The 19,813-nt window shown below is 71.2% G+C and carries 13 protein-coding genes; 10 read left to right on the top strand and 3 right to left on the bottom strand.

The annotated features are described in order from the left end of the window. Nucleotides 1-68 precede the first annotated feature (68 nt). Nucleotides 69-929 (bottom strand): O-acetyl-ADP-ribose deacetylase, encoded by an 861-nt coding sequence (locus tag ASF40_RS16675; protein ID WP_056371037.1) that lies wholly within the window; start codon nucleotides 927-929, stop codon nucleotides 69-71. Between the two features lie 56 nt (nucleotides 930-985). On the opposite strand from ASF40_RS16675, the gene ASF40_RS16670 reads away from it, so the two are divergent. The 3 genes from ASF40_RS16670 to ASF40_RS16660 are packed head-to-tail and all read left to right on the top strand — an operon-like array spanning nucleotide 986 to nucleotide 3,796. Continuing rightward, nucleotides 986-1,663 (top strand): response regulator transcription factor, encoded by a 678-nt coding sequence (locus ASF40_RS16670; protein ID WP_056371034.1) that lies wholly within the window; start codon nucleotides 986-988, stop codon nucleotides 1,661-1,663. Continuing rightward, on the top strand, nucleotides 1,656-2,951 hold the full coding sequence (locus ASF40_RS16665) for a sensor histidine kinase (RefSeq protein WP_056371591.1): 1,296 nt from the start codon (nucleotides 1,656-1,658) through the stop codon (nucleotides 2,949-2,951). Before ASF40_RS16670 ends, ASF40_RS16665 begins: the two co-directional genes overlap by 8 nt. A gap of 56 nt (nucleotides 2,952-3,007) precedes the next feature. After that, nucleotides 3,008-3,796, top strand: a complete 789-nt coding sequence (locus ASF40_RS16660) for a PepSY domain-containing protein (protein ID WP_056371032.1) — start codon at nucleotides 3,008-3,010, stop codon at nucleotides 3,794-3,796. Between the two features lie 102 nt (nucleotides 3,797-3,898). Here the strand turns inward: ASF40_RS16660 and ASF40_RS16655 are convergent, their stop codons facing one another. Next, entirely contained in the window at nucleotides 3,899-6,784 is a 2,886-nt protein-coding gene (locus ASF40_RS16655; RefSeq protein ID WP_162239870.1) for a helix-turn-helix transcriptional regulator, read from the bottom strand. A 125-nt stretch (nucleotides 6,785-6,909) separates the two neighbouring features. Between ASF40_RS16655 and ASF40_RS21665 the strand changes: the two genes are divergently transcribed. The 3 genes from ASF40_RS21665 to ASF40_RS16640 all read left to right on the top strand — a co-directional run bounded on the left by ASF40_RS21665 (nucleotide 6,910) and on the right by ASF40_RS16640 (nucleotide 12,715). Beyond that, complete coding sequence (locus tag ASF40_RS21665) at nucleotides 6,910-10,788, top strand: S8 family serine peptidase (protein ID WP_157549734.1); 3,879 nt, start codon at nucleotides 6,910-6,912, stop codon at nucleotides 10,786-10,788. 94 nt (nucleotides 10,789-10,882) lie between these two features. After that, entirely contained in the window at nucleotides 10,883-11,545 is a 663-nt protein-coding gene (locus ASF40_RS21270) for a YoaK family protein (protein WP_162239869.1), read from the top strand. Nucleotides 11,546-11,686: 141 nt separating this feature from the next. Next, on the top strand, nucleotides 11,687-12,715 hold the full coding sequence (locus ASF40_RS16640; protein WP_056371590.1) for an NADPH:quinone reductase: 1,029 nt from the start codon (nucleotides 11,687-11,689) through the stop codon (nucleotides 12,713-12,715). A gap of 447 nt (nucleotides 12,716-13,162) precedes the next feature. Here the strand turns inward: ASF40_RS16640 and ASF40_RS16635 are convergent, their stop codons facing one another. Continuing rightward, a complete protein-coding gene (locus ASF40_RS16635; RefSeq protein ID WP_056371024.1) occupies nucleotides 13,163-14,650 on the bottom strand; it encodes an HNH endonuclease signature motif containing protein in 1,488 nt (495 codons plus the stop codon). A gap of 225 nt (nucleotides 14,651-14,875) precedes the next feature. On the opposite strand from ASF40_RS16635, the gene ASF40_RS16630 reads away from it, so the two are divergent. The 4 genes from ASF40_RS16630 to ASF40_RS16615 all read left to right on the top strand — a co-directional run bounded on the left by ASF40_RS16630 (nucleotide 14,876) and on the right by ASF40_RS16615 (nucleotide 19,769). After that, nucleotides 14,876-15,286, top strand: a complete 411-nt coding sequence (locus ASF40_RS16630) for a nitroreductase/quinone reductase family protein (RefSeq protein ID WP_056371022.1) — start codon at nucleotides 14,876-14,878, stop codon at nucleotides 15,284-15,286. Nucleotides 15,287-15,400: 114 nt separating this feature from the next. Beyond that, nucleotides 15,401-16,792 carry an AAA family ATPase gene (locus ASF40_RS16625; protein WP_056371020.1) on the top strand — a complete coding sequence of 464 codons (1,392 nt, stop codon included), beginning with the start codon at nucleotides 15,401-15,403 and terminating at the stop codon, nucleotides 16,790-16,792. 96 nt (nucleotides 16,793-16,888) lie between these two features. Continuing rightward, a complete protein-coding gene (locus ASF40_RS16620; protein WP_056371019.1) occupies nucleotides 16,889-18,931 on the top strand; it encodes a vWA domain-containing protein in 2,043 nt (680 codons plus the stop codon). 265 nt (nucleotides 18,932-19,196) lie between these two features. Then, nucleotides 19,197-19,769, top strand: a complete 573-nt coding sequence (locus ASF40_RS16615) for an alternate-type signal peptide domain-containing protein (RefSeq protein WP_056371016.1) — start codon at nucleotides 19,197-19,199, stop codon at nucleotides 19,767-19,769. Nucleotides 19,770-19,813 lie beyond the last annotated feature (44 nt).

The raw sequence follows: 19,813 nt of genomic DNA, 5'->3' as shown, positions 1-19,813 counted from the left end.
CGCGCGGTCGCTCGCACGACCACCTCACAGATACTCCCGGCAAGCCGCCCCCGCAAGAGGGTCGGCGGTCAGCCCTCGGCGGGTTCCGAGCTGTTCGTCTGCTGCGCCGCCTCGAACCGGTCGATGAGGATCGGGATGCCCGTGTGGTGCCACCACGACGGCAGCACGTTGCCGGCCGACATGCCGTGACCGGGATCGAACTCGGGCACGTGGATGGGGTCATCGGTGTGAGCGAGAGGAGCGCCGATGATCCCTTCCGCTGCCTGGACGACCATCGGGCGAAGCTCGAACCACGTGGACGGCAGGGGAGTCGCGGCGAACTCCGCGCGGAGAGCGAGCCACAGGTAGGCGTCGCCCCGCATGCCCATCTGTGCGGGCGCCCGTTCGAACAGCCGGCCGACCGAGCCCGGCTCTGTCGGCGGCGGGAATCGGCGATACACCTGTGGCTGGACCCGCCGATGCGTGTCTTCGCTGAACGAGACCAGTGCGACCTCTTCGACGAGGGTCGGGGTCTTCGCGATCGTGCTGACCGCCGCATCGATGGCGTCGTTGAGCGGCCACGCGTACACCCCCGCGCTGATGAGGGGGAAGCCGACGCTGCGGGCGCCGATCTCGTCGGCGACCTCCAGCGCTCGTCGGTAGCAGGACTCGAGGAGCTCCCGGTCCCGCTCACCGGCCGCGTAGTTGGGGCCGACCGTGTGGATCACCCAGGTCGCCGGGAGGTCGCCGGCCGTGGTCCATCCGGCGTCCCCCGTGCGGAGTCCATTCGGGAACCGGGCGATGCAGTCATCGAGGACGGCGCGACCGCCCGCGCGGTGGATCGCGCCGTCGACGCCTCCTCCGCCCCGCATCGCGTTGTTGGCGGCGTTCACGATCGCATCGACGCGCTGCCGGGTGATGTCGCCGTGAACGGCGGTGACCGTGACCATGTGCCCAGTCTCGCGCTTCAGGGTGGATTCAGGCGCAGCGGGCCAGACTGGACCCGATGCGGATTCTGGTGGTGGATGACGAGGTGCGCCTGGCCGACGGCATCCGTCGGGGGCTCGAGGCCGAGGGTTTCGGCGTGGATGTCGCGCACAACGGCGTGGACGGATTGTGGCGGGCCCGCGAGACGACGTACGACGCCATCGTGCTCGACCTGATGATGCCGGGCATGAGCGGCTGGAAGGTCTGCGAGGCGCTGCGTGCCGAGGAGAACTGGACGCCCGTGCTCATGCTCACGGCCAAGGACGGGGAGTGGGACCAGGTCGAGGCGCTCGAGACCGGGGCCGACGACTACGTCACCAAGCCGTTCTCGTTCGCCGTGCTCGTCGCGCGGCTGCGTGCGCTGATCCGCCGCGGCGGGATCGAGCGGCCGACCGTGCTCGAAGCGGGGGACCTTCGGCTCGACCCGGGAGCGCGAAGGGTCTGGCGTGGCGACACCGAGATCGCCCTCACGTCGCGGGAGTTCTCGGTGCTCGAGCACCTCATCCGCCATCGCGGGCAGGTCCTTTCGAAGCGCGACCTCATCGCCGGTGTGTGGAACGACGACTTCGAGGGGGATCCGAACATCGTCGAGGTGTACGTCGGGCATCTGCGGCGCAAGGTCGACCGGCCATACGGCCGCGACGCGATCGAGACCGTCCGCGGTGCGGGCTACCGGCTGGCGGCCGACGGTGGCTGAGCCGCGGCGCCGCTCGCTGCGCAGGCGCATCACCGCTTCCGCGACCGCGGTGGTCGCCGCAGCGCTGTTCATCGGGGCACTGGCCTTCTACGGCATCCTGTCGGTCAGCATCCATGACGCCACCGCCCGCGCGGCCGAGTCGCGCGCCGAGCAGCTCGCCACCCGGATCGAGGCCGAGGGCGCTTCGGCGGTGGCTGAGCTCGACGACGACATCGTGCAGGTGCTCGACGACGAGGGGCGTGTCGTCGCCGCGTCCGAGGAAGCCGACAGCGGCGACCTGCCGCACGCGGAGGGAACCGTCATCTACGATGACGAGCCGATGCTGGTCGTGCGCGAAGAGCTGGACGACGGCACGCTCCTCCTCGCGGTGCCGGTGGAGGACGACCAGCAGACGCTCGCGACCGTGGCGCTGCTGCTGGCGATCGCCGTCGTCGCCGTGGTCGCGCTGGTCGCGGGGATCACCTGGTGGGTCGTCGGCCGCGCCCTGCGACCGGTCTCGCGCATCCGTGCGGAGGTCGACGACATCACGGCCGACCGGCTCGACCGGCGGGTCGTCGTTCCGCCGTCGGGCGATGAGATCGCCGCGCTGGCGAGCACGATGAATCGCATGCTGGACCGATTGGATGCTGCCGCCACCGCGCAGCGCCGATTCGTGTCCGACGCCTCCCACGAGCTCCGTTCGCCGCTGGCGACGATCCGCCAGCACGCCGAACTGGCACAGCTGCATCCCGAGGCGACGTCCGTCGACGACTTCGCCGGGGTGGTCCACGACGAGGGGCTCAGAATGCAGGAGCTCGTCGACGCGCTGCTGCTGCTGGCGCGCCTCGACGAGCGGGCGGCGCTGCAGCGGGACGAGGTCGATCTGGACGACCTCGCGCTCGCCGAGGTGAAGCGGCTGCGCACCGGCGGCGTCGCGGTGGATGCGTCCGGCGTCCATGCCGCGCGGGTGCGCGGCGATGCCCGCCTGCTCGGCCGGCTCCTGCGCAATCTCGCCGACAATGCCGCCCGTCACGCGCGAAGCGCGATCGCGATCGGCGTGATCGAGCGCGATGGGCAGGTGCTGCTGACGGTCGACGATGACGGCGCGGGCATTCCGGGGGAGGAGCGCGAGCGCATCTTCGAGCGGTTCGTGCGGCTCGACGAGGCGCGTGCGCGCGATGCCGGCGGCAGCGGGCTGGGGCTCGCGATCGTGCGTGCGATCGCGAACGCCGAGGGCGGCAGCGTGCGGGTCGAGGACTCGCCGCTGGGGGGCGCGCGGTTCGCCGTCGCGTTGCCGGCGTCACCCTGAACGCCGCTTCAGGATGCTTCAGGTCTGCTTCAGCGACAGCTCGGCACCATCGAAGCATGGATGACAAGAACAGCACCCCCGAGACTTCCCCCGCTGCAGCGCAGCCCGCCGACGATCGTCAGCCCGAGGCGCTCGCGGCCGCTCCGGCCCCGGCTCCCGCCGGTCCGGCGGACGCGACCACGGGATCCGCGCACGCCGCTCCCGCCCCGAAGCGCAGCCGCACACGCGGCTGGCTGATCGGCGGCGGCGCGGTGCTGGCCGCCGCGATCCTCGCCGGCGGCGGCATCGCCCTGGGCGCGGAGATGGCCGATGAGGCCGGCGACCTCGCCGCATCGGCGTCGTCCGACTCGAGCGACGACGACTCGCGTGACACCGACGACTCGAGCGACGACACCGCCGGCAGCACCGGCGGTGATGTGTCGAACCTGGGCACCGACTCCGCCGACGACCTGGTCGCGATGATCGACGCCGCATCCGCCGCCGGCGAGGGCGAGCCCACGTCGATCGATCTGAAGCGCGACGGCAGCGCCGAGGTGACGCTCGAGGCCGCGGACGGCTCCGAGACCGAGGTGCGCGTCGACGCCGGCGGCGAGGCATCCATCGTCTCCACGGAGTCCGCCGACGACGACGGCGCCCCGCAGTACGTGCTCGACGCCGACTCGATCGCCGCGATCGTGGACGCGGCGCTCGCCGAAGCCGACGGCCGCATCGTCGAGATCGAGGCCGACGACGACAGCACGTCGCCCTGGGACGTCACGGTCCTGACCGCCGCAGGAGACTTCGTCGAACTCGATCTGGACGCCCAGTTCGCGGTGGTCGCGACGGGGACCGACAGCGACGACTGAGCGCGGATGGAGACGGCGGCCGCTCACGAGGGCGGCCGCCGCTCGGCGTCGCTGCCGGGTGCTCGCTTCCGATCGGATCCCGCGGGCGCCTGCCGGCCGCGGTCAGTCGTTCGTCAAGGACTCGAGTGCGCCCGCGTCGAGCTCGTCCCGGGAAGTCAGCCCGAGTTTCCGGAGCGCGTTCGACATGTGGGTCTCAACGGTGCGAGGAGAGAGGTACAGCTCTGCGGCGATCGCGCGGTTCGTGCGTCCCGCCGCCGCTCGCTGCACGACCTCCTGCTCGCGCCGCGAGAGGTCGTTGCCGTGGGTCGGCCGCCCCCCGCGCCACGGATACGGCACGGGAACGCCGTGCCGCCGCATGGTTCGGGTCACCCGGGCGATGTCCTGCCGTGCCGACAGACGGCCGTACGCGGTGAGGGCCTCCGTGAGCAGACCGGGGCCGTCGGCCGCGTCCCGTTCGCAGCGCCAGTCTCCGAGCCGTTCCGTCGATCGAGCCGCCACGTAGACGAGCCCCGCCTCGTGCGCGGCCGCCCGGGCGTGCGACAGCCGCTCCTCGGCGGTGGAGGTGTCGCCGTCGTGGTGCGCGATCAGGGCCTGGCACGTCGTCACGGCCACGGTGATCGCGGGCGCCTGCGCGTCGCGGATGCGCTCGCCGACGGCCGTGACCCGCCCGCGGATATCGTCTACCGTGCCGAGGTCCGACGCGGCCTCGACCTGGCAGACCAAGGCGTCGGCTGCCCACGCCCACATGCCCTTGCGCTGGATCTGCTCGAGGGCGGCGGATGCCTCGTCGAAGGCCTTCTGCGGATCGCCCAGCGTGAGCCGCAGGCGAGCGAGCGCCGCGCGTGCGGGCACCAGCGGCCACACCGCGCCGACCCTCTCGCAGTCGCGGATGAGGTCGGTGAGACCCTCGACCGCTTCCGCGGCGTTCCCGCGAGAGCCTTGAACGAGGTGGTGCAGGTAACGCGCCTCGAACGACGCGGCACCGAATCCGAACGCGCGCGAGGCCAGGGCGTCGGCCCGCTCGGCGAGCCCGTCCCATCGACCTGCGGCGTGGTCGACCATCGCGCCGACCAGTTCGAAGACCTCCAGCAGGCGCGGCGAGAGTGACCGCTCGGCGATCGACCGCCCCTCGGCCAGCAACTCGTCGGCGCGGCGCACGTTGCCGATGTGGAGGGCGCCCTGCGCCCAGTTGAGTGCGGCGCGAGCGTGTTCGCGGGGCTGCGTGAGCACGACGGGGTCGCGTCGCGCGGCGTCGATCAGCCCCCATGCGGCCGGATCGCCCTGTTCGAGAAGAAGCGAGGCGCGCGCGATGCGCACCCCGAGCTCGACGTCCACCGATCCGGCGCGCTGGGCCGCCGCCACGGCTTGCGCGCATCGCGCCAGATGCGCCTCGAGCGACACATCGACGACGGTCTCGGGCGCGGCGAGCACGGCCAGCGCCCGCGCCTGGAGGTCGGGACGCTCGTCGAGCTCATCGACCGCGCGCTCGATCTCGCCGTACCCGTCGCGGGCGAACCCCTGCTGCCGATAGAGCCGGCCTAGGGCGAACCGGAGCTCGCCGCGGGCGGCCGGCGTCAGCTGCTCGCTCTCCAAGAGGCGGGTGAGGATCGGGGCCGACTCGGCGTGTGCCAGTCCGTCGACGGCGGCACGCCCCAGCTTCGTCGCGATCCGCACGCGATCGTCGATCGAGAGGTCGGTCATGTCGGCGGTCGCCTCGCGGAGGAACTCGGCCGCCGCCGCCTCATTGCCGTGGCGCACCGCTTCATCGGCCGCGGCCTCCGCCCAGCGGACGAAGTCCTTCACGAGACCGGCGCGCTGGTAGTGGTGGGCGATGCGCGCCGAGAGGATCGGGTCGTGCCGCTCCTCGAGCACCCGGGCGATCCGGGCGTGCCACCACTGACGGGTGGGCAGAAGTGTGGCGTCGTAGACGATCTGCTGTGCGAGCACGTGCCGGAAGCGGCTGCGGCCGTCCTGCTCATGCAGCAGGCCCGCGGCATGGGCTGCCGTGAGAGCGGTCGCCACCTGCCGGGCGTCGTGCTCGGTGAGCGCTGCGATGAGGCCCGGGTCGACGGTGGGCCCGACCACGGCGGCCGCCTCGATGACCTCACGGGCGGTCGCGTCCAGCGTCATCAGCCGCTGGATGACGACATCACGCAGCGCCGTCGACACCGACAGCGCCGCGAGGGCGTCCGTGTGGGTCGGGATGTCCGCGGCCGGAAGCTGCGCCAGCAGGGTGCGCAGGACCTCCTCGACGACGAACGGTACGCCGCCCGTGACCTCGTGCAGCGCCGCGGCGACCGGATCAGGGACGTCCACGCCGAGCAGGTGCCGGGTGAGTTCGCCGACCTGCGCGACGTCGAGCGGCGCGAGCCGTGCCGTGCGGGTCCGGCCCTCCGGGGCGCGTGCGAACGACTCTCCGACGGGCGTCGCGCCGAGGTCCGTGCGACTGGTCACGACGATCGTCACGTCGGCGGGCTGGTGCGCGATGAGGTAGGTGAGGAAGTCGAAGGTGACGGCGTCGGCCCAGTGCACGTCCTCGAGCACCAGCACCGCGGGGGAGAGATGCTCGATCAGCTCGGTCGCCGCGCGGAAGATCTGGTGTCGCGCGTCGCGCTGATCCGCCGGGCGTTCGGGTGGCGCGGGGAGGCGGTCGGCGATCTCGGGCACGAGCGGAGCCAGATTCCCCACGACGGGGCTGAGGTCGCCGACGTCGATGCGATCGCGCTGTTGCCGGAAGGCGTCCAGTACCGGTCCGAGCGGGAACGGATCGTGGAGCGGCTGACACTGACCCATCAGCACCGCGGCCGAGGGCGGTGCCGCGGCGAGGAGTTCGCGGGCCAGGCGGCTCTTGCCGATCCCGGCTTCGCCCTGGACGACGATGAGCGCCGGGGGTGACGTGATCGCGCGAGCCAGTGCGTCGAACTCGGCGCGACGACCGACGAGGACAGGCGACACCCCGCCGGGAGGTGGAGCGGGGGGCTGAGGCATGACTGCCATTCGTCTCGTGGGGCGCGAGCAAAAGTCAGTGTAGGTCACGGATGCAGGCCCCGTTCACCCGTCCGTAACCTCCAACGCAAGGTGTGAAACGAATCATCCGTGTGCGAGGAGAGACAGTGCCCAGACATCTCAGACAACGACCGCGGAGGCACGCCTCTACGCGGCTGACCATCGCGGCGGCCGCCGCCCTCGCCCTCGTGGTGACAGCCGCACCGGCCGCACCGACCGCGGCGCTCGCCGTGGACCCGGCGCCGGTCGCGGTGGAGGACCTCGGCGACCGGACCGGCGGCGTGAAGGTCACGACCCCAGAGGACGCGCAGGCGCTGGTGAGCGAAGCCGCGCAGCCGCAGACGTACATCGTGCAGATGGGGCCCGCGCCCGTGGTCGCATACGAGGGCGGTGAGAAGGGGCTGAAGTCGACGAAGCCTCGCGGCGGCGCGAAGGTCGACCCGGCCGACCCCGCGGTCGAGGCGTACAGCACGCACCTCAAGGGTCAGCAGCGGGCGGCTCTCGCGAAGGTGAAGGGCGGCAAGCCCTCATACAGCTACGTGTACAGCTTCAATGGCTTCGCGGCCGAGCTCACTCCCGCGCAGGCTGCCGAGCTCGAGGCCCAGCCGGACGTCGTCTCGGTGCACCCCGACGAGGCGGTCGAGACCGACACCTCGTCGACGGAAGGATTCCTCGGACTGGACGACGAAGACGGCCTGTGGGCACAGCTCGGCGGTCCGACCGGTGGCAAGAAGACGCCGGGAGCGGGCGAGGACATCGTGATCGGCGTCATCGACAGCGGCATCTGGCCCGAGGTCGCCAGCTTCTCCGATCGCAGTGACAAGAAGCTCGTGTACCAGGGCAAGCCCCAGGGGTTCCGCGGCACGTGCGCGTCGGCGGAGAAGGTGGGCGACGATTCGTGGGACGCCAACCTCTGCAACAACAAGCTCGTGACCGCCCAGTACTTCAACGCAGCGTGGGGAGGCGATGAGGGCGTCGCGCAGCAGCTGCCGTGGGAGTTCCTCTCGCCGCGTGACTACAACGGTCACGGCACCCACACCGCCTCGACCGCCGGCGGCAACCACGGCGTCGACGTGACAGGCCCGGCGGCGCCGTTCGGTGAGATCTCGGGCATCGCGCCGCGGGCGCGCATCGCGGCGTACAAGGCGCTGTGGTCCGTCGAGGACGGCTCTACCGCGACGGGCTACACGTCCGACATGGTCGCCGCCATCGACAAGGCCGTCGCCGACGGCGTCGACGTCATCAACTACTCGGTGTCGGGTTCCAGCACCGACTTCCTCGAGCCCACCGAGGCGGCGTTCCTCAACGCCGCCGCCGCGGGCATCTTCATCGCGGCATCCGCCGGCAACTCGGGCCCTGATGCCGCCACCGTCGCCCACCCCGGTCCCTGGCTGACCACCGTCGCGGCCGGCACCCATGACCGCACGACGACGGGCGCCGTGGTGCTCGGCAACGGCGCGCGCTTTGAGGGCGTGTCGCTCAGCAGCGCCGCGGTCGGCCCCGCGCCGGTCATCACGGGCGCCGCGGCGCGGCTCTCGGGTGTCTCGATCGGCGCCGGTGCCCGCTGCTACCCCGCGAGCGACAACAACGGCAAGCCGGCGCTCGATCCCGCCAAGGTCGCCGGCAAGATCGTGCTGTGCGAGCGCGGCGGCGACATCGCCCGCGTCAACTCGTCGCGCGCGGTCGCCGAGGCGGGCGGGGTCGGCATGATCTTCGTGAACGCCTTCGGCAACTCGCTCAACGCCGACTTCCACTCGGTGCCCACGGTGCACCTGCAAGACACCGAGTGGAGCGCGATCAGCGCCTACGCGGCAACGGCAGGAGCCACCGCGACCATCGAGAAGGCGGTCATCGCGAACGGCGGCACGGCGCCCTTCACCGCGGAGTTCTCCTCGCGCGGCCCGCTCGTCGCCGGCAACGGTGACGTGCTGAAGCCCGACGTGATCGCTCCGGGGCAGGACATCCTCGCCGCGGTCGCCCCTCCCGGCCAGGGCGGGATGGACTTCAACCTGATGAGCGGCACGTCGATGTCGGCGCCTCACGTCGCCGGTCTCGCCGCCCTGCTGCAGGACCTCCACCCGGACTGGTCGCCGATGGCGATCAAGTCGGCGCTGATGACCACGGGATCGGACGTGCTGGACGGCGAGGCGAACACCGACCCGAACCTCATCTTCAAGCAGGGTGCGGGGCACGTGCAGCCCACGAGCGCGGCCGACCCGGGCCTGGTCTACGAGAGCGGCGTCGACGACTGGACCGCGTTCCTCTGCGGCTCGACCCGCAGTGTGTCCGGCACGGCATGTGACGACCTCGAGGCGGGAGGCCGCTCGCTGGACCCCAGCGATCTGAACACACCCTCGATCGGCATCGGCCTGCTCGACGGCACCCAGACCGTCACCCGTACGGTCACGAACGTCGACGACGAGGCCGCGACCTACTCGGCGACGGTGAGCGGGCTCGCCGGAGTGGGTGTCACGGTCGAGCCGAGCACGCTCACCGTCGCGCCGGGCGAGACCGCGTCGTACTCGGTCACGTTCGCCGTCGGCGAGGAGACCCAGCTGTTCGACTACCTCGCCGGTCAGCTCTCGTGGACCGATGGCACGCACACGGTGCGCTCGCCGATCGTGCTCCGGGCGAAGCAGCCGGGCGACGAGGACTGGGCCGCCCGGTACGACGGAGCGGGCGGGCAGTTCGGCAGCTCGTCGGATGTCGGCACCGAGCTCCTGCTCCACCCCGACGGCCAGCGCGTCTACATGAGCGGCTACAGCCGGCCGCCGTCGGCGGGTGGGCTCGTGAGCGACTTTCTCACCGCGGCGTACGACCCCGAGACCGGCGACGTGATCTGGGAGGAGCAGTGGGATGCCTCGAACGGCGGGTCCGACGAGCCGGCGGGCTTCGGAATGAGCCCCGACGGAGAGACGCTGTACGTCGGCGGCACCAGCGGTGGCGACTACCTCACGGTCGCCTACGACGGAGCCACCGGTGAGCGGCGCTGGACCGCGCGACTGGACGGTCCGGTTCAGGCCGGGGACTCGCTGAACGACCTCGTCGTCAGCCCGGACGGATCGACCGTCTACGTCACCGGCTACCAGACCACGGGTGAAGCGCAGCTCGACTACGCGACCGTCGCGTACGACGCGGCGACCGGCGCCGAGCGCTGGGTGTCGCGCTATGACGACCCCGTGAACGGGACCGACGACGCGCGCAGCATCGCGGTGAGCGAGGACGGCTCCACGGTTGTCATCACCGGTCAGAGCGCCGGCGACGGCACCGGCCTCACCGACTGGGGTACGGTCGCGTATGACGCCGCGACCGGCGCGCAGAAGTGGGACGTGCTGCGCAACGGTTCGGACGGGCAGATCGACATCGCGGACAACATCGCGATCGTCGGTGACTCCGTGATCGTGGCCGGCGTCGTGAGCAACACCGACCGCCAGGTCGACTGGGAGACGGTGGCCTACGACCTCGCGACCGGCGAGGAGCGCTGGGCGACCGGATACGGCGAGGCGGGCACGGACGTGCCGCAGGCGCTCGCGGTCAGTCCGGACGGCGGCACCGTCGTGGTCGTCGGCAACGTGGAGGGTGGCGCCGAGATGGACTACGCGTCGGTCGCCTACAACGTGGCCGATGGCGCTCAGCTCTGGGCGACGCGGTATGACGGAACCGCTCACGGGCTGGACGTCGCCTACGACGTGGCGCTGACCGCTGACGGCACCCATGCCGTCGTCACCGGTGAGTCTCGCGACGCCGAGACGGCCTGGGACTACGTCACGATCGCCTACGACCTCGTCACGGGCGAGCAGGTCTGGTCGGCGAACTACGACGCGACCGGCGCGAGCGACGGGGCGAACGGCGTGGCGGTCGACCAGCGAGCCGACGGCACACGGCGGGTGTTCGTCACGGGAGCGAGCACCACCGCGTTCGACGCGGTCGGACTCGACAGCAACATCGACGCCGCGACGGTGGCGTACTTCGACCCGTTCGACTGATCGACAGGGCGGCGAGGCCGCCGGGCGAGGACTCCCGTTCTCGTCCGGCGGCCGTCGGCGTTCTCGGGAGTTCGCGGTCGATACGCTCGCTGTCATGGTGAGAGGCCTGAGCAGACGGGGGCTCGCGGCGGCTGTGGTGCTCGCGGGCCTTGCCGGATACGTCGACGGCTTCGCGTTCGTCTTCCTCGGCGGCTACTTCGTCTCGTTCATGACCGGCAACACCACCCGCGCGAGCGTCGACCTGTCGCAGCTCTCGCTCGTCAGCGCGGCGTTCGCCCTCACGCTGATCGTCGCGTTCGTAGTGGGCGTGATGGCGGGGACAATCGTTCCCGGCGATCGCGCCAGCGGGCAGCTCCGGGTGCTGCTCCTGATCCTCGGCCTCGTGTGCGCCGCTGCGATCCTCGCCGGATTCGAATGGCGGTGGGCGACGGGATGCTGCCTCGCCTTCGCGATGGGCGCGCTCAACACCGTCTTCGCACGAGGTGGCCAGGTCGCGTTCGGAGTCACCTACATGACGGGTGCCCTGGTGAAGGTCGGGCAGGGTCTCGTCGGAGCGATCCGCGGCCAGGCCGGAACGGCGTGGCCGCGGCATCTGCTGCTGTGGGCCTCCATCGCCTCCGGCGCCGTCCTCGGCGCCGCGGCGTTCGCCTGGATCGGGCACGGTGCCCTCTGGATCATCGCGGCCGCGCTGGCCGTCCTCCTGGCGAGCCGTTGGGTGTCACGGGCCCGCCCCACGCGCGGCGGATCTGTGGGCTGACACCCGCACTCCTGAAGAACCCGGCCGGCGGGATGCGTCGAGTCTTCGGCAGGGGAGCGAGCAAGCCGCATTCGACGGGGCCGGTCTCGACATCGACGTGGATCGGAAATGCCGACGACGGTGGACGCGTTGGCGTGTGGCATGCGATCGATCGTCTACTCCCGCACCGGAAGCTCGTCCGTCCTCTCGCTCGCGGAGCGCGAGCCCGCGAATCCGGGGCCGGGGGAAGTGCGCGTGAAGGTCGCCGTCTCGGGCGTGAATCCGACGGATTGGAAGGCGCGGGCCGGGAGCGGAGCGAAGCCGGCCTTCGACGAGGTCGTGCCGAATCAGGATGGTGCGGGCGTCGTCGACGTCGTCGGCGACGGTGTGACGGAGCTCGTGGTCGGCGACCGCGTGTGGCTGTATCTCGCCCAGCACCAGCGCCCCACCGGCACCGCTCAGGAATACACCGTGGTCCCCGCCGAGCGGGCGGTGAAGCTGCCGGCTGGCGTCGGCTTCGACGTGGCAGCGAGCCTCGGTGTGCCCGCGATGACGGCGCACCGGGCGCTCACGGTGCACGAGTTCGGACCCGCACGGCTGGCGCCGGGTTCGCTCGACGGACGTGTCGTGCTCGTGGCCGGGGGAGCGGGTGCCGTCGGGCATGCGGCGATCCAGCTCGCGGCCTGGGCGGGTGCGACGGTGATCGCGACGATCTCGAGCGAAGAGAAGGCGTCGCTCGCGCGTGCCGCGGGGGCGCACCACATCGTGAACTACCGCGACGAGGATGCCGCCGTCCTGATCGCCGCGATTGCGCCCGGCGGCGTCGACCAGGTCGTCGAGGTGTCGATCGCGCAGAACGCCGGTCTCGATGCTCAGGTGGTCGCGAATCACGGTTCGATCGCGTACTACGCCGACAACGGCGGCGAGGAGGCCACCATCCCGGTGCGGCCGACCTTCGCGAAGAACGTGCGCATCCAGGGGCTGCTCCTGTACACGGTCGGCGCAGCCGCCTTGGAAGCCGCCGCCGAGGACATCACCGCCGCGCTGCGCGACGGCGCGCTCCCCGTGGGTGAGGAGGCGGGGTTTCCGCTGACGTGGTTCTCGCTCGAGCAGACCGCGGCGGCACACGATGCCGTCGAGCAGGGTGCCGTCGGCAAGGTGCTCATCGACGTCTCGGGTGAGAACCGCTGAGGACGGATGCCGCCGCCCTGCCCGCAGAAGCAGGCTGGAGTGGGGCGCGACGCGCACCGCCGGCGAGGTGGGTGACAGTCCGTACCCGCGGAACCGGGTGGAGTGGGGCGCGACGTGCACCGCCGGCGAGGTGGGTGACAGTCCGTACCCGCGGAACCGGGTGGAGTGGGGCGCGACGTGCACCGCCGGCGAGGTGGGTGACAGTCCGTACCCNCGAACCACCCTCCGAGCGCGGCGAGGGCCGCACGAGCGGCCGCGTGCTGCCGCGCACGACCGGCACCTCCGGGCTACCCAGCCGGTGCAGCAGCTCGAGCGTCAGACCGCCGGCGAGGTGGGTGACAGTCCGTACCCGCGGAACCGGGTGGAGTGGGGCGCGACGTGCACCGCCGGCGAGGTGGGTGACAGTCCGTACCCGCGGCCCGGTGATCGTTGCATCGCGCCCCGCCGCTACCCGGCGGGGAGGAGTCTTCGCGGCGCTGGTCGGAGGTCGCCGAAATCGTATCGGCGAGTCACCCGAGTCGGCAGCGCGGTGGGGGGAAGTCCCGGGCGATGGAGGACGAAGTCCTCCTTCCCGTTTCTCGTGATTCGCCAGCCATGGTGGTGAAGATTCATGTGGTGGAACGGACACAGCAGGATGCCGCGGTCGATGTCGGTGTGGCCGCCTTGTGCATACGGATCGATGTGATGCGCCTCGCAATACGATGCGGGTCGGTCGCACGCGGGGATGCGGCATCCGCCATCCCGAATCGCGAGTGCGATGCGCTGCCTGGGGGTGAAGAGCCGCGCCTCTCGTCCGAGATCGAGCGGATTGCCCGCCGGATCGAGGGTGACGGTCATGGTGGCGGTGTCGCAGGCTCGGGTGCCGATGATCCAGCCGGGCAGCGTCGCGCCTGAGTCTTCGACCAGCGCAACCGCCGGCCGTCCGTCCCACGCGTCGTCCCGGGCGGCTCGTGTGGCGACGACGCGGATGCCCGCCTGGCGGGTGCCGAACACGGCCTGGGCATCGGCGAGCGCGCCCGCACGGATGATATCCATCATCAGGTCGTACGCGAGCTGGTCGTTGGTGCGCGGATCGTCCTGCAGCTCCTGAGCCCGCGCGGCCTCGTCGGGGTCGACGAAGCGCGGTCCGCCGCGACGCGGACGCAGCGCGGTGCCGATGATCGTCTCGACGCCGACCGCGCCGATGTCGTCGAACGTGAAGCTGCCGCGCCGCACCCCGTCGCGGTCGGTCCAGGTGCGGAACGAACGTGCCTCGAACCGCTCGTCGAAGCGGCGCTCCGCACCCTCGGGGTCGAGCAGGTCGCGCACGGCTCGCGCGGCCGTCACCAGTTCTTCGACGGTACGCACCTGCGCTTCATCGATCAGGTGCGCCGCCGCCATGACCCACGCATCGCGCGCGTGGGTCTCGTCGTCTGCATCCGATCCGGTCGGCGGCCCCCCGAGCCCTCGGAAGATCGCGTCGTGCTGCGCAGACGTGAGTGCGCCCGCCATGAGCGCCGCGCCGAGCGCCGCGTGCCACGGCCGTGGCGCCGGCGCTGCTGCGACGGGGGCCGTGGCGTCCTCGCCGCCACCGGCATCGGCTTCAGCAGGAACGGATGCCGCGGCCAGCGCCTCGCCGATGCGCACCTGCTTGGTCGCGTCGGCGCGCGTGCTGCCGGTGAGGTCCTGGATCAGCGACACCGCCGAGCGGTGCCCGCGCTTCTGGGCGAGTCCGCCGTGCCCGGCATCCCTCGTGGAGCGAGCTGCCACAACCCCGGACGCCGCGATCCGCAGGGACTCCCCGGCACGGACGAGTACCGTGGCACTCCGGATCACCGACAGCAGATCGTCGTCATCGAGCCCCTGCGCCGTTGCCGGAATGCCGGCCGCGTCACCGTCTCCGAACGCCGCGCGCAGCGCGTCGAGCGCCGCTTGCAGGTCGGAGAAGATGTCCATGATTGATTGTGTCGAGAACCTCCGACATTCGAACAAGGGGACGCATCCTGCTTCCGTAATGACGCTGGCCCCAGCGCTGTGTGCCGGCGCAACCAGGGGAGGGGTCGGCGGCCGCTGACCTCGGAGCCGCGGCCTCCGGAAACTTCGCCCGCACAGTTCGGCCTGCATGACGATGGAAGTCGCGGTCGGTTTCCGTTCCGGGCGAATCCCCGGTAGAGAACGAGTATGGATGCCGCGATCGAGACCGCCCTCGCCCTGACCGACGACGCGCCCTTCGCGCAGCGCGTGGTCGACATCACCACGCGGGGAGCCCGCTCCCAGCAGCTCCGCCGGATCGAGATCTGGTTCCACAACGTCGACGGCGAGGTGTACATCACCGGCACTCCCGGCGCCCGGTCCTGGTACGCGAATCTGCTGGCCCACCCCGAGTTCACCTTCCATCTGAAGCACGAGGTGCAGGCCGACCTTCCGGCGACGGCGACCGCGATCATCGACCCGCAGGAGCGCACCGAGGTGCTGAGCGCGATCGTGGGCGGCATCGACGCGATCTACTCAGGGCGCGCTTCGCGGCCGGCGTTCGCGCCCGTCGAGGAGTGGATCGATCGCAGCCCCCTGGTACGGGTGAACTTCAACTGACGCGGGCGCGCGCCGCGGCGCGGCTGGAACGGGGTCGCACGGGGCGCGGCTCGCGTCGCGATGGATTTCCCGCATGCGGCCCCGAGGCCCGCGCACCAGGCGTAGCCTCCCGGCATGACACCTTCGCCTTCCGGAATCACGACGGCCGGCCAGCTGCGCGCATCGGGTCACACCTACCGGCCCGTCCGCATCGAGATGCGCGAGAACCTCCTCGCCGCCCTCGCGAACGGCGACGATCCGTGGTCGGGCATCCACGGCTTCGACACCACCGTCATCCCGCAGCTCGAGCGGGCGATCCTCGCCGGCCACGACATCGTCCTCCTGGGTGAACGCGGCCAGGGCAAGACCCGCCTCCTCCGCAGCCTCAACGGCCTGCTCGACGAATGGTCGCCGGTCATCGAAGGGTCGGAACTCGGCGAGCATCCGTTCCACCCCATCGCCCCGGCATCCGTTCGTCGTGCAAGCGAGCTGGGCGACGAGCTGCCCGTGAAATGGCGCCACCGCCGCGAACGGTACGCCGAGAAGCTCGCCACGCCCGACACGTCGGTGGCCGACCTCATCGGCGACGTCGACCCGATCAAGGTCGCCGAGGGGCGCTCGCTCGGCGATCCCGAGACGATCCACTACGGGCTCGTGCCGCGCAGCAACGGCGGCATCGTCGCGATCAACGAGCTGCCCGACCTCGCCGAGCGCATCCAGGTGTCGCTGCTGAACGTCATGGAGGAGCGCGACATCCAGATCCGCGGGTACGTGCTGCGCCTCGACCTCGACGTGCTCGTCGTCGCGACGGCGAACCCCGAGGACTACACCAACCGCGGCCGCATCATCACGCCGCTGCAGGACCGCTTCGGCGCCGAGATCCGCACGCACTACCCCCAGGCGATCGACGAGGAGATCGCCGTCATCCGCCAGGAGGCCGACCTCGTCGCCGAGGTGCCGGCGCACCTCCTCGAGATCCTGGCTCGGTTTACCCGCAATTTGCGGGAGTCGGATGCTGTGGACCAGCGCTCGGGCGTATCCGCCAGGTTCGCGATCGCCGGCGCCGAGACGATCGCTGCCGCGGCTCTGCACCGCGCGACCCGCCAGCACGAGGAGGTCGCGGTGGCCCGCCCGGTCGACCTCGAGACCGCGGTGGATGTGCTCGGCGGCAAGATCGAGTTCGAGACGGGCGAGGAGGGCCGCGAGCGGGCGATCCTCGAGCACCTGCTGCGGACTGCGGTGGCCGATACGGCGCGGGCGCATCTGCGCGGCCTGGATTCCCGTGCGCTGGCGGACGCCCTGCACACCGGCGCGACGGTGATGACGGGCGAGCAGGTGCCCGCGGCCGAGGTGCTGTCGGCGATGCCGGTGCTGGGCGAGTCGGACCTGTACGACCAGGTGGCCGCGCGGCTGGAGGCGGTGACTCCGGGTGAGCGGGCTGGTGCGCTGGAGCTTCTCCTCGAATCGCTGTACCTCGAGAAGAAGATCGGCAAAGACAGCGCAGGCGGTGAGACCGTCTATGGCTAGGTACCCGGCGTCACACCCCCGCTCGTTGAGCGAGCGAGGAACGAGCGAGTCGAAACGCCCCGAACGCGGTCGCAACCCATCCCCGAGGCATCCGTAATGCCCCGCTCCGTCCACCGCACCCCCGCGCACACCTCCCGTTACGGCCGTTACGCCGGCGGCGACCCGCTCGCGCCTCCCGTCCCCATCCAGTCCGCGCTCGAGGCGATCGGCCGCGAGGTCATGGAGGGAACCTCCGCCGAGCGCGCGATGCGCGAGTACCTCCGGCGCGGCGACCAGAACCGCCTCGGCCTCGACGAGCTCGCCCGCCGCGTTCGCGAGCGCCGAGCCCAGCTCACCCAGCGTCACCGCCTCGACGGCACCCTCGAGGAGGTCCGCCGCCTGCTCGACCATGCCGTCCTCGAAGAGCGCAAGCACCTCGTCCGCGACGTCGATCTCGACGACGACACCAGAGCCTTCGCCGAGATGCGCCTCGAGAATCTCCCCACCAGCACCGCCGCGGCGGTCAACGACCTCGCCGACTACGACTGGCAGAGCCCGACCGCACGGGCCGACTACGACCGCATCCGCGAGCTGCTCGGCCGCGAACTCCTCGACCAGCGGTTCGCCGGCATGAAGAACGCACTTGAGAACGCGACGGATGCTGACCGCCAGGCGATCCGCGACATGCTCAACGATCTGAACGACCTGCTCGAGAAGCGCCGGCTCGGCGAAGACACGCAGGAGGACTTCGACGAGTTCATGCGCACGCACGGGGATCAGTTCCCCGAGAATCCGCAGAACCTCGACGAGCTGCTCGACACGCTCGCCGAGCGCGCCGCGGCGGCGCAGCGGATGCTCAACTCCATGACCCCAGAGCAGCGCGACGAGTTGCTGAGCCTCGCCGAGCAGGCGTTCGGCTCGCCCGACCTCATGCAGTCGCTGTCGCGCCTCGACGACAATCTGCGGTCGCTTCGTCCCGGCGAGGACTGGTCGGGTTCGGCATCCTTCTCCGGCGATCAGCCGACGGGTCTCGGCGAGGCGACCGGCATCATGCAGGACCTCTCCGACCTCGATTCGCTGACCGATCAGCTCGGCCAGATGTATCCGGGCGCGCGCATGGACGACATCGATCTCGACGCGCTCGAGCGGCTCATGGGCGAGGACGCCGCCGTCAGCGCCCGCACCCTGCGCGAGCTCGAGCAGGAGCTGAGGGATACCGGGATGCTGCAGCGCGCGTCGGACGGACAGCTCCGGCTGACCCCGCGGGCGATGCGGCAGCTGGGGCGCGCGTTGCTGAGGGACATCTCGACGCGGCAGTCCGGTCGCTCGGGGCGTCGTGAGACCCGCAACGTGGGTGCCGCCGGCGACCGCACCGGGTCGACGCGCGAGTGGGCGTTCGGCGACACCGAGCCGTGGGACATCCCGCGCACGGTGTCGAACGCGGTGCTGCGGACGGTGCTCGACGGGGGAGAGGTCTCGGCCGGGGTGCGGCTGGACACGCGCGATGTCGAGGTGGTCGAGACCGAGGAGCGCACGCAGGCCGCGGTCGCGCTGCTGGTGGATACGTCGTTCTCGATGGCGATGGACGGACGCTGGGTCCCGATGAAGCGCACGGCGCTGGCGCTGCATCACCTGATCTCGACGAGGTTCCGGGGCGACAAGCTGCAGCTGATCGCGTTCGCGCGTCACGCTGAGGTGATCGACATCGAGCAGCTCACCGCGAAGGACGCGGTGTGGGACAAGGGCACGAACCTGCAGCACGCGCTGCTGCTCGCGCAGCGGCATTTCCGCAAGAACCCCGTGGCGCAGCCGGTGCTGCTGATCGTGACGGACGGCGAGCCCACGTCGCACCTGCGTCCCGACGGGAGCGTGTTCTTCGCCTACCCGCCGGACCCGCGGACCGTCGCGGTCACGGTGCGCGAGCTCGACAACGTGCAGCGGATGGGCGCGCAGACGACGTTCTTCCGGCTGGGGGAGGACCCCGGGCTGGCGCGGTTCATCGACGCGCTGGCGAGGCGGGCCGGCGGGCATGTGGTGGCGCCGGAGCTCGACGACCTGGGGCGTGCGGTGGTCGACAGCTACCTCGGCGCGCGGCACACGGGGCGCGGAACCCCGGAGGACTTCGGCGACATGCTCCACGGTCGGTCGTGGTGGTGGTGACCGCTCGCGGCTAGCATGCCGACCTCCCTCGACCTTCCGGCTCGGGGGAGTCTTGCGCTGATCTTGCGCTTCGTGTGAAGGCCGTCCGGCCTCGCAGGTTTCTTGTCGCGATCTTGCGGCAGCGCTCGTGCTCACTCGGTGGGACGTTGCGGTGCGCCGCCAAGACTTGCCACGTGCTCGAGGAGCGGTCGGAATCCGACCGAATGTCCGCCGGCACCTCTGCCTCCACGAAGAAGAGCGGCGCCGCCCGCGAAAGGACACTCCCATGAAGAAGATCGTCAAGGCCTCCATCGCCACCACCGCCGGTGTCATCCTGCTGCTCGGCGGCGCGGGCACCTTCGCCACCTGGAACTCGTCGGCGACGGCGCAGGGCGCCTCGATCATGGCGGGCAACCTGGTCGTCGAGGCATCGCAGGACGCGGGCACCTGGACCGCCAACGGCTCGGCCATCTCCATCGACGACTACCGCGTCGTCCCCGGCGACGTGCTCACCTACACCAAGACGATGAAGGTGGGCGCCGAGGGCGACAGCCTGAGCGCGACGCTCGCCCTGACCGACTCGTCGATCGCTCCCGCCGACGTGACCGAGCCCGCCGACGTGGCTCTCGCGAGCTACCTCACCGACTCGGCCGTCCTCACCGCCTCGGGCGCCGGCATCGCCGGCACCGGCCCTACGTTCACCGTCACCCCGGCCGGCGACGTCGTCAGCCAGGACGTCACCGTCACGGTCACCATCGCCTTCCCGTACGGCGACGTCGCCGGCGGCAACAACGCCGCGATGAACGGTGCGGTCACGCTCGACGAGCTCACCGTCAGCCTCACGCAGAACACCAACTGAGCCCCGGGGGCCCGCTTTCCCGAGGCGGGCCTCCGGTTCCACGT

The sequence above is a fragment of the Microbacterium sp. Leaf288 genome (assembly GCF_001422925.1).
Lineage (GTDB): Bacteria > Actinomycetota > Actinomycetes > Actinomycetales > Microbacteriaceae > Microbacterium.
This window is presented reverse-complemented; position numbering and strand designations above follow the sequence as displayed.

What these genes read in the sequence shown, in the direction of transcription:
- ASF40_RS16675 (WP_056371037.1), bottom strand. Translation starts at nt 929, where the DNA reads ATGGTCACGGTCACCGCCGTTCACGGCGACATCACCCGGCAGCGCGTC.
- ASF40_RS16670 (WP_056371034.1), top strand. Translation starts at nt 986, where the DNA reads ATGCGGATTCTGGTGGTGGATGACGAGGTGCGCCTGGCCGACGGCATC.
- ASF40_RS16660 (WP_056371032.1), top strand. Translation starts at nt 3,008, where the DNA reads ATGGATGACAAGAACAGCACCCCCGAGACTTCCCCCGCTGCAGCGCAG.
- ASF40_RS16655 (WP_162239870.1), bottom strand. Translation starts at nt 6,784, where the DNA reads ATGCCTCAGCCCCCCGCTCCACCTCCCGGCGGGGTGTCGCCTGTCCTC.
- ASF40_RS21270 (WP_162239869.1), top strand. Translation starts at nt 10,883, where the DNA reads ATGGTGAGAGGCCTGAGCAGACGGGGGCTCGCGGCGGCTGTGGTGCTC.
- ASF40_RS16640 (WP_056371590.1), top strand. Translation starts at nt 11,687, where the DNA reads ATGCGATCGATCGTCTACTCCCGCACCGGAAGCTCGTCCGTCCTCTCG.
- ASF40_RS16635 (WP_056371024.1), bottom strand. Translation starts at nt 14,650, where the DNA reads ATGGACATCTTCTCCGACCTGCAAGCGGCGCTCGACGCGCTGCGCGCG.
- ASF40_RS16630 (WP_056371022.1), top strand. Translation starts at nt 14,876, where the DNA reads ATGGATGCCGCGATCGAGACCGCCCTCGCCCTGACCGACGACGCGCCC.
- ASF40_RS16625 (WP_056371020.1), top strand. Translation starts at nt 15,401, where the DNA reads ATGACACCTTCGCCTTCCGGAATCACGACGGCCGGCCAGCTGCGCGCA.
- ASF40_RS16620 (WP_056371019.1), top strand. Translation starts at nt 16,889, where the DNA reads ATGCCCCGCTCCGTCCACCGCACCCCCGCGCACACCTCCCGTTACGGC.
- ASF40_RS16615 (WP_056371016.1), top strand. Translation starts at nt 19,197, where the DNA reads ATGAAGAAGATCGTCAAGGCCTCCATCGCCACCACCGCCGGTGTCATC.